10 protein-coding genes and 5 pseudogenes are annotated in these 16,010 nt (G+C 33.4%); 2 read left to right on the top strand and 13 right to left on the bottom strand.

Annotation, left to right across the window (positions count from 1 at the left end; genetic code table 11):
- Positions 1-34: 34 nt before the first annotated feature.
- Positions 35-1,153 (top strand): non-hydrolyzing UDP-N-acetylglucosamine 2-epimerase, encoded by a 1,119-nt coding sequence (gene wecB, locus G7084_RS05100; RefSeq protein ID WP_166010645.1) that lies wholly within the window; start codon positions 35-37, stop codon positions 1,151-1,153.
- 1,087 nt (positions 1,154-2,240) lie between these two features.
- Here wecB and G7084_RS08440 read toward each other — a convergent pair.
- The 7 genes and pseudogenes from G7084_RS08440 to G7084_RS08355 form a co-directional block, all read right to left on the bottom strand.
- Positions 2,241-2,411, bottom strand: a pseudogene (locus G7084_RS08440) (hypothetical protein); the annotation flags it as partial.
- A gap of 142 nt (positions 2,412-2,553) precedes the next feature.
- Positions 2,554-2,842 (bottom strand): annotated as a pseudogene (locus G7084_RS08260) (DDE-type integrase/transposase/recombinase); the annotation flags it as partial.
- Positions 2,843-2,928: 86 nt separating this feature from the next.
- On the bottom strand, positions 2,929-3,891 hold the full coding sequence (locus G7084_RS05085; protein ID WP_166010639.1) for a cation:proton antiporter: 963 nt from the start codon (positions 3,889-3,891) through the stop codon (positions 2,929-2,931).
- Positions 3,892-4,055: 164 nt separating this feature from the next.
- A pseudogene (locus G7084_RS05080) lies at positions 4,056-4,897 on the bottom strand (IS30 family transposase).
- A gap of 758 nt (positions 4,898-5,655) precedes the next feature.
- Positions 5,656-6,725 (bottom strand): IS3 family transposase gene (locus G7084_RS05075; protein ID WP_166009362.1). Its coding sequence is split into 2 segments (ribosomal slippage): positions 5,656-6,509 and positions 6,509-6,725, totalling 1,071 coding nucleotides; the frame shifts between segments, so codons are not numbered across the junction.
- A gap of 294 nt (positions 6,726-7,019) precedes the next feature.
- Positions 7,020-9,218 carry a MucBP domain-containing protein gene (locus tag G7084_RS08255; RefSeq protein WP_166010637.1) on the bottom strand — a complete coding sequence of 733 codons (2,199 nt, stop codon included), beginning with the start codon at positions 9,216-9,218 and terminating at the stop codon, positions 7,020-7,022.
- A 533-nt stretch (positions 9,219-9,751) separates the two neighbouring features.
- Positions 9,752-9,877, bottom strand: a complete 126-nt coding sequence (locus G7084_RS08355) for a hypothetical protein (protein WP_281346955.1) — start codon at positions 9,875-9,877, stop codon at positions 9,752-9,754.
- A 16-nt stretch (positions 9,878-9,893) separates the two neighbouring features.
- Between G7084_RS08355 and G7084_RS05065 the strand changes: the two genes are divergently transcribed.
- Positions 9,894-10,963, top strand: a protein-coding gene (locus G7084_RS05065) for an IS3 family transposase (RefSeq protein WP_166010635.1) whose coding sequence is annotated in 2 segments (ribosomal slippage) — positions 9,894-10,110 and positions 10,110-10,963 — 1,071 coding nt in all. Because the reading frame shifts where the segments join, the coding sequence is not laid out codon by codon here.
- Positions 10,964-11,142: 179 nt separating this feature from the next.
- Here G7084_RS05065 and G7084_RS05060 read toward each other — a convergent pair.
- The 6 genes and pseudogenes from G7084_RS05060 to G7084_RS05035 all read right to left on the bottom strand — a co-directional run.
- A pseudogene (locus tag G7084_RS05060) lies at positions 11,143-11,325 on the bottom strand (IS3-like element IS1520 family transposase); the annotation flags it as partial.
- 383 nt (positions 11,326-11,708) lie between these two features.
- Positions 11,709-12,110, bottom strand: coding sequence for a helix-turn-helix domain-containing protein (locus G7084_RS05055; protein WP_246163744.1), 402 nt, complete (start codon positions 12,108-12,110; stop codon positions 11,709-11,711).
- A 70-nt stretch (positions 12,111-12,180) separates the two neighbouring features.
- Positions 12,181-14,100 (bottom strand): copper-translocating P-type ATPase, encoded by a 1,920-nt coding sequence (locus G7084_RS05050; RefSeq protein WP_166010633.1) that lies wholly within the window; start codon positions 14,098-14,100, stop codon positions 12,181-12,183.
- A gap of 26 nt (positions 14,101-14,126) precedes the next feature.
- Complete coding sequence (locus tag G7084_RS05045) at positions 14,127-14,498, bottom strand: cupredoxin domain-containing protein (protein ID WP_166010631.1); 372 nt, start codon at positions 14,496-14,498, stop codon at positions 14,127-14,129.
- Positions 14,499-14,522: 24 nt separating this feature from the next.
- Positions 14,523-14,960, bottom strand: coding sequence for a CopY/TcrY family copper transport repressor (locus tag G7084_RS05040; protein ID WP_166010629.1), 438 nt, complete (start codon positions 14,958-14,960; stop codon positions 14,523-14,525).
- A 392-nt stretch (positions 14,961-15,352) separates the two neighbouring features.
- Positions 15,353-16,009, bottom strand: a pseudogene (locus tag G7084_RS05035) (ABC transporter ATP-binding protein).
- Position 16,010 lies beyond the last annotated feature (1 nt).

The raw sequence follows: 16,010 nt of genomic DNA, 5'->3' as shown, positions 1-16,010 counted from the left end.
TATATATTTAGTCAAAAAAATGGAGATATATATCATGAAAAAAATTAAAGTAATGTCTATTTTTGGTACACGTCCTGAAGCCATAAAAATGGCTCCAATTATTTTAGAATTAAAAGAAAACTCTGATGCTTTTGAGAGTGTTACGGTGATTACGGCACAGCATCGGCAAATGTTAGATCAGGTTTTAGATATCTTTAGAATCACTCCTGATTTTGATCTTGATATTATGAAGGCTAACCAAACATTAAGTCAAATAACTAGTCGTATATTAGTTCAATTAGATATAATTATTGAACAAGAAAAACCAGATATTATTTTAGTACATGGTGATACAACGACAAGTTTTGCGGCCAGTCTCTCTGCCTTTTATCATCATATCAAGCTGGGTCATGTGGAAGCTGGGTTAAGAACATGGAATAAGTATAGTCCGTTTCCTGAAGAAATGAACCGTCAAATGACTGATATACTAAGTGATATGTATTTTGCTCCTACGCAACAGAGTTACGATAATTTGATTAAAGAGAATCATATTGCTAACAATATTTATATTACTGGTAATACTGCTATTGATGCGCTCAAGAAAACTGTAAATGATGATTACAACAATAGCATGTTCAAACTAAATGATTCTAATAATAAGATGATCTTAGTGACCATGCATCGGCGGGAAAATCAAGGTGTACCTATGCTTCAAGTTTTCCAGGCAATTCGTAAAGTTGTTGATGCTTTTACAGATATTGAAGTTGTCTACCCCGTTCATCTAAGTCCGTCTGTTCAAAAAGTTGCACGTGATGTTTTAGGAAATCATGAAAGAATTCATTTAATCAAACCACTTGATGTAATAGATTTTCATAATTTATCTGCCCAAAGTTACTTTATCATGACGGATTCTGGTGGGGTTCAAGAAGAAGCGCCTTCATTAGGTAAACCTGTTTTGGTCCTAAGAGATACTACTGAGCGACCTGAAGGAGTGGAAGCTGGGACACTTAAATTAGTTGGGACCAAAGAGTCATTTGTTATGAAAGCTATGACGGAACTGCTGGGAAACCCTAAAATATATCAAACGATGGCTATGGCTAAGAACCCTTATGGTGATGGCCATGCTGCTCGAAATATTGTTAGCGCAATTCAAAATGAATTCAATTCTAGGTAATTTAAAGTACCGTGTCTCACTTTTGTAGAAATATGGTCTTTTAAATGCAATATTTTTGTTCTTAGGTGTTTTTAAAATTTTTAATAATAATGCAAATTCCAGCAGTAATTCTGATTACCATATACAGTAGGTAATAATTAATGGGGCAATAATAACTAGAGACCTTAGTAGCAACTAATAAGTAGAATTGTAAAATTAATTGCAATCTTGTGTTGTTAGTCAAAATTGAAACTATGTTGATTCTACAATTAATACTCTGTAACACTATTAACTGAAATAAAATCTTGTTTAGTAACTTTAAATATTCCCGTTTTTAATTGGGTTATGGTGAACCTTTTTAGCCATTTTCCACCTTAAACGTGGCGTGTTCTTCTGGAATCACGACATAGAAATATTGGTAATGATGTAAAGTATCATGAATTTTTCACGTGTATTCATGTTAACATGTAAAAAATAATATTTTCGACATCGATCGCATTAATATCAACAAGTAAAACTTTATGATGATTGTAGTGCATATTTTGACTATCCATTTTTGACAAAATACCTCATACGGTGTTTTACAGCCTAAGCATTTTTTAGGTTGCTTGTTTAATTTTTTGTGAAGCAATTAACATATATTTCATTTGCTTTATTTATGTCCTTTCTTTTAGGCAAATATTCTTGAATTAGTCCATTGTTGTTTTCACTTGTCCCTATTTTGCCAAGGGGCGGTGGGTTTGAAAAATAAAACTCTGCTTTAAAGTACTTAGTGATTTTATTATGTCTGGAAAATCATTCCACCCTATCGTAGGGGATCGTCTTTAGCTTATTTTTGGGCAAGTTGGTTAATAAGGATTAGTGACGGGCTCTGAGTTTTTCATGATAGGTTTTTAAACTAAAGTATATCTTTATTTCCTATCAGCAAGCGTTACAACAAAAGAATGTACTGTTTTTTGCCAGTCACAGTATCTAGTTCTCAGTGACCGATTTCTTGACGTTGATTAGCTTCTTTAGGCCGTTGACTGATTGGATTTGAAATGTTAATATTCTCACGAGTTTCTTGATAATTCCACGATTGTCATAATTTAATGGCAATACTTTCAAATTACTTAATGATGGCCTTTATGCCACAATGAGTTTTGTATGTATGATAGCGTGATTGGATTTTAGATGTAGAATATTTGTTTCGATTTAATTCTCGAGAAATAGTTGATGTTCGATTGAGGCTTTTAGCAATGGAATTAATTGATAAAGAATCGTGTCGCATAATATAAAGACTTTCTCTTTCTCCTTATGGTAATATGGCGATAAGAACTCATAATTTATTCCTTTCAGTAGATGTTTTAGTCAACATCATTGTACAGAATTTTAATTACGAGGTTTTTTGTTGCACTTAAAGTGTAAATTAGAGCGTTAAAAATGTATTCACGTTTCAAAATTGAGTGAAAGCTTTCAATGCTTAATTTCCAACGTCATTAAAGTACTTTCAAATAAATCGCTGGTATATTGACAACCCATATCTCTATGAATAATTCTTAGTTTAACAGGCTTTACTGCAACTTGATTAATAAAGCCAGTTGCTAATTCCTTGGCCATATGATTTCCAAATTTGTAATAAATAAACCGTCGGGTTACGGGATTAAAGATACTAGCTAGATAAACCTAAGTATCTTTAACAGGAATATATGTAATATCTGTTAGCATAATATTTTATAACCATAATAAAAAGCTACAAAAAAGAGCAGTCGCCAAACGAATTTAGAATTCAGGCTTAGCTCAAAAAATACATTTAGTTATACTTTTTTAAATAATGGTTTCATTATTATTGGAGCTACTACAGTTGAGATGATTACTGCGGCTATAAATTCTGAAGATGTATCTTTATTAAGAATACGCGATGATATCCCAATTTGGATAATAACTAGTGCCATCTCCCCTCTAGATATCATGCCCGATCCAATTGCGTTTGACATATTAACATTAAGTCCCGATAGCTTAGCTCCCATATATGAACCATAGAATTTAGTGATTATAGCTAGTACACTAAATATTATGACGGCCAACAATTTATTATTTAGACTCTTTACTGACACCTCTAGCCCAATCGATCCAAAAAATACGGGGTAAAAAAAACAATTTCCGGATTTTGTAATCATAAGGCCAAGTACTTCAGAAAAATTAAATTTTCTCAAAAACAAACCCAATGCAAATGCAAATAAAGGTAGTAAATTGCTTATTCCTAACGTTCTTCCACCAATAAAAATTAAGAACAATGTTGCTGCTGTTAAAGCCATAATATCATCCAAAACAGCTGCTGAAAGAATAATTGCGCCCATTGGGGTGGCTAGTTTATTTTGTTCAGCTAAAACAGCTAAAGTAATAGAAATCGATGTTGCTGAAAAAACTACCCCAGAAAAAATTGAGACTTGCATACTATATCCAAGTGCTAAAAATGCAATTGGGAAAGTGACAGCCGGCAAAAGTACTCCTGCCCCAGCAATCATAGAAGAATTTTTAACATGTTTTTTCATTTCTTTTAAGTCAGAATCTAGTCCTGAGTTTAGCATCAATAGAAAAACACCTATCTCAGCAATCAAATGAATTAAGTCGTTTGGGTGTACTATATTCAAAAAACTTGTCCCTAAAAAGAGACCAGATAATAATTGTCCAACTACTTCAGACAACCCGAAGTATGTACCTGTTTTTCCAAGCACAATTGTAACAATAATTAACAAAAACAATAATAGATAGTCCATGATTTCTCCTAGCATTAAAAAAGCTTCAAAAAAGTTAGTTCCCCGACTAACAATTCTTGAAGCTTACGCTCAACCGACAAAATTAATTATAATAAGTATATCATAATATTATTAGTTAATTAAATTCTTTTCATAAACATATTATGATAAAGCAGATTGCAACTTTAATCCGAACACCTATCAAAATATTTCCTAAATGTAGACATGGCAGTATTTACGCTCAATATTTTTAATGGCCTATTATTAATTAATTCAAGCGCTTCAAATATTTCGTCCTCGGATACAAGATTAAAATTAGTCTTTTTAGGAAAAAATCAACGCAATTTTCGATTAAAGTATTCATTTGATTCTCGTTTCCATGGGGAATAAGGATGGCCAAAATATACAGGTAAATTGTAGTTTTTATTCAACTCTTGATAGCCTGAAAATTCTTTCCCATGATCAATCGTAATAGATTCAATACTTGAACTAAATCGATTCATAAAGGTTGAAAAAACTTTATTCATAGATTTCTTGGTACGATCTGAAATTTTAATTGCCCAAATAAATCTACTACGTCGTTCCACAAAGGTAGCTAGACATTGTTTTGATTGACCACGAGATGACAGAATAGTATCTGCCTCCCAGTGCCCAAATTCATTTCTCTTATTAACGTTATCTGGTTTTTGATCAATTGTAGCCTCAATCTTAAAGGTTCCACGTGTTTCATAGTACATAGATTGAAATGTAGAGCGATCTGTTCAGGAGACCAAGTCAATCGAAGATGATTACTAATAATTATGGCGTATTTGGGGGTAAGTGTTGTTTTTCGTCCGCACATAGTGCGTTTATAATTAGCATCACTTTGAGCCAAAACAGGGTCATATTTATTCATCCGGTGTAATTCATAACTAATTGTAGATTTAGAACGATTAAGTTTCTTAGCAATTGAATTTTGAGAATAACCATCTTTTAACAATTGATATATGGCTCCACGTTCAAATTGTGATAAAGTAGATGTACTCATAGTAAATGTTTCCTTTCATGGTTTGTGTCGTTACAACCATTCTACATTTACTATGGGTATTTTTTTATTCAAGTGTTCGGATTAATTTTAAAATCTGCCATATCTAAAAAATTAACTATACTGATTTCTAGCCCTGTATCGTTATTTAATATAAGGTCTGAAACCACATACTCCATGTCTATGATGTATTCACTGTCGCTTCTGATAAAAAATGGTAGTTCTTAGTACCCTAGTTCATCCGCAAACATTACTACTAATGACATTAGATAAATTCAGCCTTGATATAATATCTTTAGCATCACAAACCGTATTAATGTGTTCCGTCAAAAATATGTTTTAGTTTTACTTCTTCCATCGATCTGTCCCCCTTTTAGGCACAAAAAAAGAGCTATGTGAATTACACTTAGCTCGTACTTCAACCTTATTAGAATATGTAGATATATTTTCACTTGGTTATTTTTAGTTCTTACTTATGAATTTGATAGAATTTCCTCAACTTCAATTTCCGGAACCCAGAAAAATCAAAATAGCTTCATCAAAACTAATATTCAATTCATACAGTTTCATATTAGGCTCCTATGTCAATAATTCGGACATAAAAATACGAATAAATTTTGAAAAACGTTTTAATTATTTAACGTACTGGTAAAGTATGTGATTTATCTAAAAAAGTGCATCCTTTAATGTTTCCATGCCATTCTAAACAACCCGTCTATACTTATCGTTTTAAACGGGATATTAATATGATTTATTTGTAGCTACGCTACAAGGGAAATTCGATCACTGTTATACCAGCGAATATAGCTATCAATGCCAGCTATTGCTTCATGAATTGTCTTAAATTCTTGAAAATTAATGTATTCACGCTTCAAAATTGAGTGAAAGCTCTCAATTCTTGCGTTATCACCAGGTTGTCCTTTACGAGAATAAGAATGCTTAATCCCAAAACGAGTTAAAGTACTTTCAAATAAATCGCTTGTATACTGACTCCCCATATCGCTATGAATAATGCTTGGTTTAACAGACTTTACTGCGACTTGATTAATGACGTCGGTTGCTAATTCCTTAGTCATATGACTTCCAACTTTATAAGAAATAACCCGCCGGGTTACGGGATTGTACATACTAGCTAGATAAACCCAAGTATTTTTAACGGGAATATACGTAATATCTGTTAAAAGAATATTGGATTGATCAGGTAATCCTTTAATTAGATTTGGTCGTTGATCATATTCAGTATGTGTTTTAGGCTTATTAATTCGTTTAGTCATCCTAGACCTAATTTTTAAAGCGTACATCTGTTTATAAACCATACGCTGGCTAATTTTAATTTTTAACTGACGATTTAATAAAATTGTTAATCGCGGGTATCCATACATAGGATATTTTAACCATGCATCTAATACCTTTTGCTTAATGAAATTGCGACGAAGAAGTGTTTTACCAGGCTTCCAATGTATATAGCCATAATAAGTCGATCGTGGAATTCTGAGGACGTTCAAAATTTTAGTAATGCGGTGCCCAACCTGTAGATTGTCATTAATAATTTTTAAGGTAGGAATACGTCCTTTGATGATCAATTTTTCGCCATAAGCACCGCTGCTCGTTTTAAAATATCAAGTTCTTCTTTTAGTTGTTTATTTTCTTTAATCAATGCCCTTTCATTTGCTGACAATACTTTCGTATTGTTAGGATCGGCTTGATTAACCCATTTAGAAACCGTTGAAACACTAACGTTGTATTCTTTTGCTAATGAATTAGCTGAACGACCAACTTTATGCAAGCTTACGATCGATTCTTTAAAGTCATTTGAATATTTGATAACCATAATAAAAAGCTCCTTTATGATGTATTATATCGAACAATTTGTCCGTAATTCCATCATAGGAGCCTTATGTTGAAATTTATCAAAAACTGCACTGTTCCATCAATTCAAATATAGTTCAAAATACACCACTATTTTAGTTAGGAACCCCTTACCATAAATAACTGCGTCTTTTCCTAGTTCAATAAGATTGTTAGCCCCTAAATTCAAATTAACTAAAGCTTAGGAACCCGCGCAAAATTTTAGTTTCGAGTTTCTTTTATACCGTTTTTGCTTTTAATTTTATACGATATTCAATTACTTACGCTTCTTCCAAATTACTAATCCGGCCATCGCAACTACAAAGCTAATAACTCCAGCTAACGTTAATTTCTCAGCTGCCGTCTTAGGCAATAATGTTTGCACTCCTTCAACTACGTTATTTACAACGTTTTTAATCGTTGAATTACTATCTATATTCTTATCAGTGTCTCCAGAATTATCTGGTGTATCTGGCTCACTAGAATCAGTTGGGTTTTCTGAATCATCATTCTTAGCATAGATATAGGTCACAGTTTGAACTTTATCACTCAACGTTCCCGCGACACTTCCCTTAACTTCTTTGAAAGTATATCCTTCGATGTCTTTCTTTTTAGTTGTGTATTTATCACCAATGTTCCCGCTGTTGATTTCTGAATTGGTTATTTCTTTACCTGATTCATCAACATACTTGGCCGTTACATCAGCTGCTTTAACTGGATTTTTGGTGTAAATATACGTGACGGTCTGGCTCTTATCTGTGAATTCACCAGACTCACTACCTTTGACTTCTTTGAAAGTGTATCCTTCGATGTCTTTCTTTTTAGTTGTATAATTATCACCAATGTTTCCACTCTTGATTTCTGAATCGGTTATTTCTTTACCTGATTCATCAACATACTTGGCCGTTACATCAGCTGCTTTAACTGGATTTTTGGTGTAAATATACGTGACGGTCTGGCTCTTATCCGTAAATTCACCTGACTCACTACCTTTGATTTCTTTGAAAGTGTATCCTTCAATATGCTTCTTTTCAGTTGTGTATTTATCACCGACATTTCCACTCTTTATTACTGATTTTGAAATTTCTTTCCCGTTAACATCAACATACTTTACAGTTACCAATGATTTTGTAGTAGGGTTTTCCCCAATTTTTTGATGAATTATTCCCTTGAAATTAGTATAATCATGCGCGGCTCCAGCACTCCCATGTGCTAATCCCGTAAATTCATATTCTTTTTCACCATTAGAATGCCAAACTATAGTATATTTTCCGTTTTTGTAATCCTTTGTATATGTATCTTGTGCTTCATTAACTTGTGGTACTTCTTTATCTCCATATAAATGAATAACCATAGGAATATCAAATGTTTGTTCTACATAATTATCATACCGTCCACGGAAATACTCATTATTTAGATCAATGTCTTGTCCTGTGGCCAGTAAGTCTAGTTCATAATTAACATCTCCCTTTAATTCGGAATTCTCAGCCAATGTATAGATAGGAGACACATCCATAATATGATTACGTTCCATATTTATAATCATATTACTGACTTTGCTGGAACCATCTCCTGGAACTACTTTAGTATTATTTAATGGAGTAAGGTCATAAATATTATTACCTGTTAAACTAAGATAATAATCGCCTCTTTTTTGAGTAGGATTTTGTAAATTATGCCAATTACTACTAAATTTAATTTTACTAATATTTTCTAAACCCTGATCATTAATATTGTCATAATCCAATGATAAATATGATAATGGCGTATTCTCAAGTGCCTTTAGTGAGTCACTATTAATCCCTCCACGTCCCTCGTTTAAATGGTTGGCCTGTAATACAATTGCATTCTCATTATTCGATTTCATTATTGACAACGGGCTTAAATCAGAAACATTAGCTCCATCAATTATAACAATTGATAAATCTGTCTTTGAGTTACTTAAGAAAGATAAGTCTGTCATATTTGATAATCCTGGAGCATTAAAATGTGTAATATCAAAAATTCCAAGTTTATTTAGCTCATCTTGTGATATACTTCTTTGATTTTGTAACTCTACGTTTTTAATATTATGAAAATATTGAATACCTTTTAATGAAGTTAGTTTCACGTTATAAAGATTTGGGTTTAGACTATTAGAGTTATTGAATTCCGATTGTGGAATAGGCTTATCTAAATATTTTAATGGATTTAAATCAGGACTTAATGCATCCCATACACCTTTTGAAATATACTTTTGTTCACCATATGCATCAGACTCCCACTCTTTTGCCGTCATTTCTGGTACATCTTCTAATACAACAGACTTAGCATTTTTTGAAGTGATAGTTTTACTTTCAGTATATGTATCACTATCTGTTTTACTCATACTATTTGAAATACCCTTTGCATTGTCATTATGATCGGCTAATGCAATCATTGGTTTAACTAACCCGAGGACTGTGGAACTTAATAATAAATATTTACCTATCTTCATATCTTATCTCCTAAAAATATATTATTAAAAGCACAAAAAGAACTATTAATGTGGTTATTCCAAATTAATAGTTCTTCTATATTTTGATACACATGTAAAATAAACATTTTGTTTTGTCATTATGTAAATCCTTTCTGATTATACTGTCAAGTACATTCTTTTTTAATTTTAAATATTAACATTCAAATAGAATTACATATCATGATTTATATTTTAAACTAATTTTTACCCATTATCGACAATATATGTTTCATAATTTTAATCTTTTTATTAACATTCGATTCATTTAAATAGGGTTATATTAATTGTCTCTTGTGTCAAGAATTAGGACATAAAAATACGAATGAATTTTGAAAAACGGGTTAATTATTTAACTTAGTAGTGAAATATGTAATTTATCTAAAATAAATTACTTGTTTATTATTTCAAGGATATTCTAAATAACCCACTTATATTTATCATTTTTAAGTGATCTATTAATATAATTAACTTAGTTGTAACTACGCTATAAGGAAAATTATGTCACTGTTATACTAATGAATATAGCTATTAATTCCAGCAATTTCTTCATGAATGGTTTTAAATGTCTGTAAATTGGTGTATTCACGTTTGGCTCCTATGATGGAAATGCGGACAAATTGTTCGATATAATACATCATAAAGGAACTTTTTATTATGGTTATCAAATATTCAAATGACTTCAAAGAATCTGTCGTAAGCTTGCATAAGGTTGGCCGTTCGGCTAATTCATTAGCAAAAGAATACAACGTTAGTGTTTCAACGGTTTCTAAATGGGTTAATCAAGCCGATCCTAACAATACGAAAGTATTGTCAGCAAATGAAAGGGCATTGATTAAAGAAAATAAACAACTAAAAGAAGAACTTGATATTTTAAAACGAGCAGCGGTGCTTATGGCGAAAAATTGATCATCAAAGGACGTATTCCTACCTTAAAAATTATTAATGACAATCTACAGGTTGGGCACCGCATTACTAAAATTTTGAACGTCCTCAGAATTCCACGATCGACTTATTATGGCTATATACATTGGAAGCCTGGTAAAACACTTCTTCGTCGCAATTTCATTAAGCAAAAGGTATTAGATGCATGGTTAAAATATCCTATGTATGGATACCCGCGATTAACAATTTTATTAAATCGTCAGTTAAAAATTAAAATTAGCCAGCGTATGGTTTATAAACAGATGTACGCTTTAAAAATTAGGTCTAGGATGACTAAACGAATTAATAAGCCTAAAACACATACTGAATATGATCAACGACCAAATCTAATTAAAGGATTACCTGATCAATCCAATATTCTTTTAACAGATATTACGTATATTCCCGTTAAAAATACTTGGGTTTATCTAGCTAGTATGTACAATCCCGTAACCCGGCGGGTTATTTCTTATAAAGTTGGAAGTCATATGACTAAGGAATTAGCAACCGACGTCATTAATCAAGTCGCAGTAAAGTCTGTTAAACCAAGCATTATTCATAGCGATATGGGGAGTCAGTATACAAGCGATTTATTTGAAAGTACTTTAACTCGTTTTGGGATTAAGCATTCTTATTCTCGTAAAGGACAACCTGGTGATAACGCAAGAATTGAGAGCTTTCACTCAATTTTGAAGCGTGAATACATTAATTTTCAAGAATTTAAGACAATTCATGAAGCAATAGCTGGCATTGATAGCTATATTCGCTGGTATAACAGTGATCGAATTTCCCTTGTAGCGTAGCTACAAATAAATCATATTAATATCCCGTTTAAAACGATAAGTATAGACGGGTTGTTTAGAATGGCATGGAAACATTAAAGGATGCACTTTTTTAGATAAATCACATACTTTACCAGTACGTTAAATAATTAAAACGTTTTTCAAAATTTATTCGTATTTTTATGTCCGAATTATTGACATAGGAGCCCAAGTTCTTCTTTTAACCGTTTATTTTCTTTAATTAATGAACATTCATTTGATGATAATACTTTCGTATTGTTAGGATCGGCTTGATTAATCTATTTAGCAACCGTTGAAACACTAACGTTGTATTCTTTAGCTAGTGAGTTGGCCGAACGGCCAACATTATGCAAGCTTACGATCTATTCTTTGAAGTCATTTGAATATTTGATAACCATAATAAAAAGCTCCTTTATGCATTCGGCGATAACCGTAGGTTTCCCGAGATCTGATTGATTCTTGCTGAATAAATTCTTTCACTTTGGCATATTTATCAGGCTTCTGGTTACGTTTTAAGCGATCATAATGTGTCGCTCGAGGTAGTTTAATTCGTTTCAACAGTTCTGGCAATGAATACTACGACCTTAATTTAGTAACGATGTCGGCTTTTACTTTAGTTGTGTATTGTCCTAATTATTTTTTGTCTCTTTCGTTAAAGTCGCTAGCACTTTTAAAATATCACGATCCAATTCTGCATCATGTAGTTTGTGTTTAAGGTTAAGTATTTACGCTCTTCTTGTGTTTGTTAGAGTTGTTTCATCGGTTTAATTTTTACGTGCTCTGCCATAGTACGGGGGTTTCCTTTCACTTTAGTTCGTAGCCCAACAATACCTTGTGTCGAAACGATACTCACCCAGCTCTTAACTTGGCTAGGAGAGATATTAAAATGAACGGCCGCTTGAGACTGACTAACTTGATGGGTTTGAACATGGTTTACCACGGCAATTTTGAAATCTTGAGTATAAACCTCTTTAGTATGGCTTGTTGTTACCGCGGTCATTCCCAATGACTGCACTAACTTAACCCAGTGTTTAATTGGAGTTGTAGAAGGAATGTTATATTTTAGGGAGAGTTGTTCAAAAGTTAAATCTCCATTCAAGTAATCACTTACAACTTTTAATTTTAAGATACTGCTATACTTAGTCATAAAAAATACCCCACAATCGTTAGAATAACTGTCTAACAATTGTGGGGCACTTCAAATGAACGGATCCTTTTTACTGGATTCGAGTTTCATTTAAAAGTAAGGAATTAAATACAACTGAAATTGAACTGAATGCCATTGCTAAACCAGCTAATTCAGGACTAAGTGTGAGTCCTGAGTTTGTGAAGACACCTGCGGCGATGGGAATACCAATAATGTTATAGATAAAGGCCCAAAAAAGATTGGCTTTAATCTTATGAAATGTTTTCTGACTAATTTCAATCGCTCTTGTGACATCCTGAAGGTCGTTTTTGACCAATACAATATCTCCTGAATCGATGGCAATATCTGAACCTGAGCCCATAGCGATCCCTAAATCGGCCGTAGTTAGAGCTGGTGCATCATTAATTCCATCGCCCACAAATGCTACAGTTCCGCTCTTTTGCAATTGAATAATTGTTTCTGCCTTTTCAGTTGGTAAGACATTTGCAATTACTTGATCAATACCAACGCTTTGACCAATGTTTTTCGCGACACCCTGATTATCACCTGTTAACATAACGGTTTTAATTCCGCGTGATTTTAGCATAGCGATTGCAGCTTTAGAACTAGTCTTAGGAATATCTTGAATCGCGATGATTCCGATGACCACAGCATCTACGCTTAGGTAAACAATCGTTTTGGCTTCAGCTTCTAACTGCACCGTTTTTTGAATGAAATCATTTGATATTTTAGTATCAGATGATAAAATCTGATTATTACCTAGGACAATTGAATGATCTTGAATCATACCTTGAGCGCCGATACCAGTTAACGATTGAAAATTATTGACCGGCAATGTAGTAATTTTGGCATCATGACCAGCATTAAAAATGGCCTTTGCTAAGGGGTGTTCAGATAATTGTTCTAAACTAGCTGCTAATTGTATTATTGAATTTTTATTAGATCCGAATACATCAGTTACTAATGGTTGCCCCTGTGTAATAGTTCCGGTTTTATCAAAAACAACGGTTTTGATGTTTTCAGCAATTTCTAAAACATCACCATTTTTAATTAGGATTCCCATTTTGGCGCTTCGCCCAGTTCCGACCATTAAAGCAGTGGGCGTTGCTAAACCTAATGCACAGGGACAAGCAATAACAATTACTGCAACCGAATAACTGAGGGATTGACCAACGGGTAAATGTAAAGCCAAGTACCAGGCTAAGAAAGTTATGATTGCGATTATGAGCACAATTGGTACAAACACGTCCGAAACTTTATCGGTTAATTTTTGAATGGGTGCCCGACTAACCTGTGCCTTTTTGACTACATCTACGATTTGTTGAAGCATGGTTTCATTTTGAGTCTTAGTAACTTTAATGATAAGAGTTCCGTTGGTATTAATGGTTGCTCCAATGACTGGATCATCAACCTGTTTTTCAATCGGCAGACTTTCCCCTGTGATCGATGATTCATCAATGCTAGAATGACCGTCAATAACCACTCCATCAATTGGTACTTTTTCTCCCGGCAATACCTTAACTTGATCATTAATTTGAATTTCGGCTAACGGTAAAGTAATGTATTGACCAGCTCGCCAAACAAGGGCTGATTTTGCTTGAAGCTTAAGTAGCTTTTCGGTGGCATTGGCAGCTTGTTTACGCATTCGTTCTTCAAAAACTTGTCCCAATAAAACAAATGTAGTGACTACGGCGGCGCTTTCAAAATAAACGGGTTGATGAAAAAGCATGGCATAGATACTATAGAAATATGCCGTCGCTGTTCCAACCGCGACTAATGTGTCCATATTAGCGTGGTGTTTTTTTGAAGCCGACCATGCGCTACGCCAGAATGGTTGAGCAGAAAGTAACATGATTAGAGTTGTTAGTAAAAAGGCAATTAAATTATGACCAGGTAAGGACCAGCCCAAGGGCATTAAGATCATTTCTACTAATAAGGGAAAGGTCAAAAACAAGGAAATAAAAAAACGTTTAGTAATACTTAAATTCATAAAAGACTCCCTTACGTTACGGAACATTATTTAACAATTAACTTACCATGAAACATATTCATACCGCAGGACCACTCAAATTCTCCACTCTCTTCGGTATTAAGCATAATGGAAGTAGTTTGATCCTGGGGTAAGGCTTGGTTAATTCCAAAATCTGGAAAGACGACGTGATCTAAACAACTGGAATTATCGAGTTTAGTGAAGCGTAATTCTGTCGGAATTCCTTTTTTTACAATAACCTGTTCAGGTGAATAACCACCATCAACTTTAATATCAATAATTTGCTTTGATTGTTCCATCTTAGCCTCCTTCGTTTCGACCTGATGTTTACCGAAAAACCACCAAGTAATTAATACGATTAAAATAATACCAACAATTAAGACGCTGATTTGAGTCATGAGTTTCTCCTTTGTATTTTAGCTTTAAGTATGGCTATGTGCACATTGTTCAGGTAGACAATGACATTCAATTTCTGCCGGTGCATCGCTAAGGCGGTCCATTAAAATTGCCATCATGCTTTTGATATCACTTTGACTTAACGGAGATGTTTGGACTAAATTGGTAATCGCTTCACCTTTATGATGGTCACAGAATTGGCTAAACATATCTTGTGTGTATTGATTTGTGATATACGCTTCATCCACTGTCGGTATATAGATTAGTTCTTTACCATTACGTAAAGTTGCTAAAATTTCTTTTTTGACCAAACGACCGAGTAAGGTTTTAATCGTTGAATCTGACCAAGTTTGAGATTGTTGTAGAATATCAATCAACTCACGACTTTTAATTTTCCCTTGGGCCCAAATGACATGCATGACAGATAATTCAGCCGCGGACATGGCAGAATTTATTTTTGGCATCCTAAAAGCCTCCTTTTTTACAATCTACATCTGTAAATCTAATTATAAGAGATTCGTTTACAGATGTCAATTGTGATACTATGAGTCTATATATTAAATCATCTAACTAGTTAGTTTCATTAGTTCAATCTAATGAATCAATTTGTTGTTTTTAGTAATGTGTATTCGATACGTCTATAAATATTTGAACTGAGGTAACTTTTATTATGTGTGTAGACCTGGGTTTAATGTGCTGCAAATTTTGGTTTGTGGATCGAGCACAAATCATTTGTGACTATTATTTTACTTCCTGATCAATAATAACCCTCCGTAAATTGGACTAATCCTATTTTACGGAGGGTTATTTTAGAATTAGAGGGGCTAGGTCACAAAAAAACACATACTCCTTTCCGCTAAAGTTGTTCCATTTTACCATCGATGATTTGATAAACTTTATCCGCCATTTTTTTAAATCTTAAATCGTGGGTCACGACAATAATAATTTTATTACGGTCGTGTGCTAAGTTTTTAAGCATATCTATGACTGCAAATGAACGATCAGTATCTAATGCTGCCGTTGGTTCATCAGCAAGAATATATTCGGGATTGGTGTATAAAGCTCTGGCAATTGCTTTGTCCACCGGACAATTGATTAGGGTATTTATTTAGCAAATTTGTTAAACCTAGATCATATAATAATTTTTGCGTTTGTGCAGTATTTACATTGTTTTTCTTAATTTTATCGGCTAATCTGAATTGTTCCTCCACCGTTAGAAATGGAATAAGATTATACGATTGTAAAACAAAGCCGATTTTTTCTAAGCGAAGTTTCGTCTGCTCTTTTTTGGATAAGCTATCGATCTGTTGGTCATTAATAGTAACTTCACCTGCGCTTGGCGTCTGCACCCCCCCGCAATGGTTAGGAAAGTTGTTTTTCCGGAACCAGATGGACCAACGACGAGGATTAACTGACCACTTTGAGCTTGAAAGTTTATATTATCAAGTGCAATAGTTTTACTACTATATTCCCCGAAAATTTTTGTCACAGAATAAAAAATTAAAATTGACATT

Origin of the sequence: Weissella coleopterorum, from assembly GCF_011304355.1 — a bacterium.
Classification (GTDB): domain Bacteria; phylum Bacillota; class Bacilli; order Lactobacillales; family Lactobacillaceae; genus Weissella; species Weissella coleopterorum.
Note: the sequence above shows the minus strand (reverse complement) of the source record. Positions and strands in the feature narration are given on the sequence as shown.

Bases quoted from the DNA above. Each gene is read 5' to 3' on its own strand.
- wecB (WP_166010645.1), top strand. From the start codon at position 35: ATGAAAAAAATTAAAGTAATGTCTATTTTTGGTACACGTCCTGAAGCC.
- G7084_RS05085 (WP_166010639.1), bottom strand. From the start codon at position 3,891: ATGGACTATCTATTATTGTTTTTGTTAATTATTGTTACAATTGTGCTT.
- G7084_RS08255 (WP_166010637.1), bottom strand. From the start codon at position 9,218: ATGAAGATAGGTAAATATTTATTATTAAGTTCCACAGTCCTCGGGTTA.
- G7084_RS08355 (WP_281346955.1), bottom strand. From the start codon at position 9,877: ATGATGTATTATATCGAACAATTTGTCCGCATTTCCATCATAGGAGCC.
- G7084_RS05055 (WP_246163744.1), bottom strand. From the start codon at position 12,110: ATGACTAAGTATAGCAGTATCTTAAAATTAAAAGTTGTAAGTGATTAC.
- G7084_RS05050 (WP_166010633.1), bottom strand. From the start codon at position 14,100: ATGAATTTAAGTATTACTAAACGTTTTTTTATTTCCTTGTTTTTGACC.
- G7084_RS05045 (WP_166010631.1), bottom strand. From the start codon at position 14,498: ATGACTCAAATCAGCGTCTTAATTGTTGGTATTATTTTAATCGTATTA.
- G7084_RS05040 (WP_166010629.1), bottom strand. From the start codon at position 14,960: ATGCCAAAAATAAATTCTGCCATGTCCGCGGCTGAATTATCTGTCATG.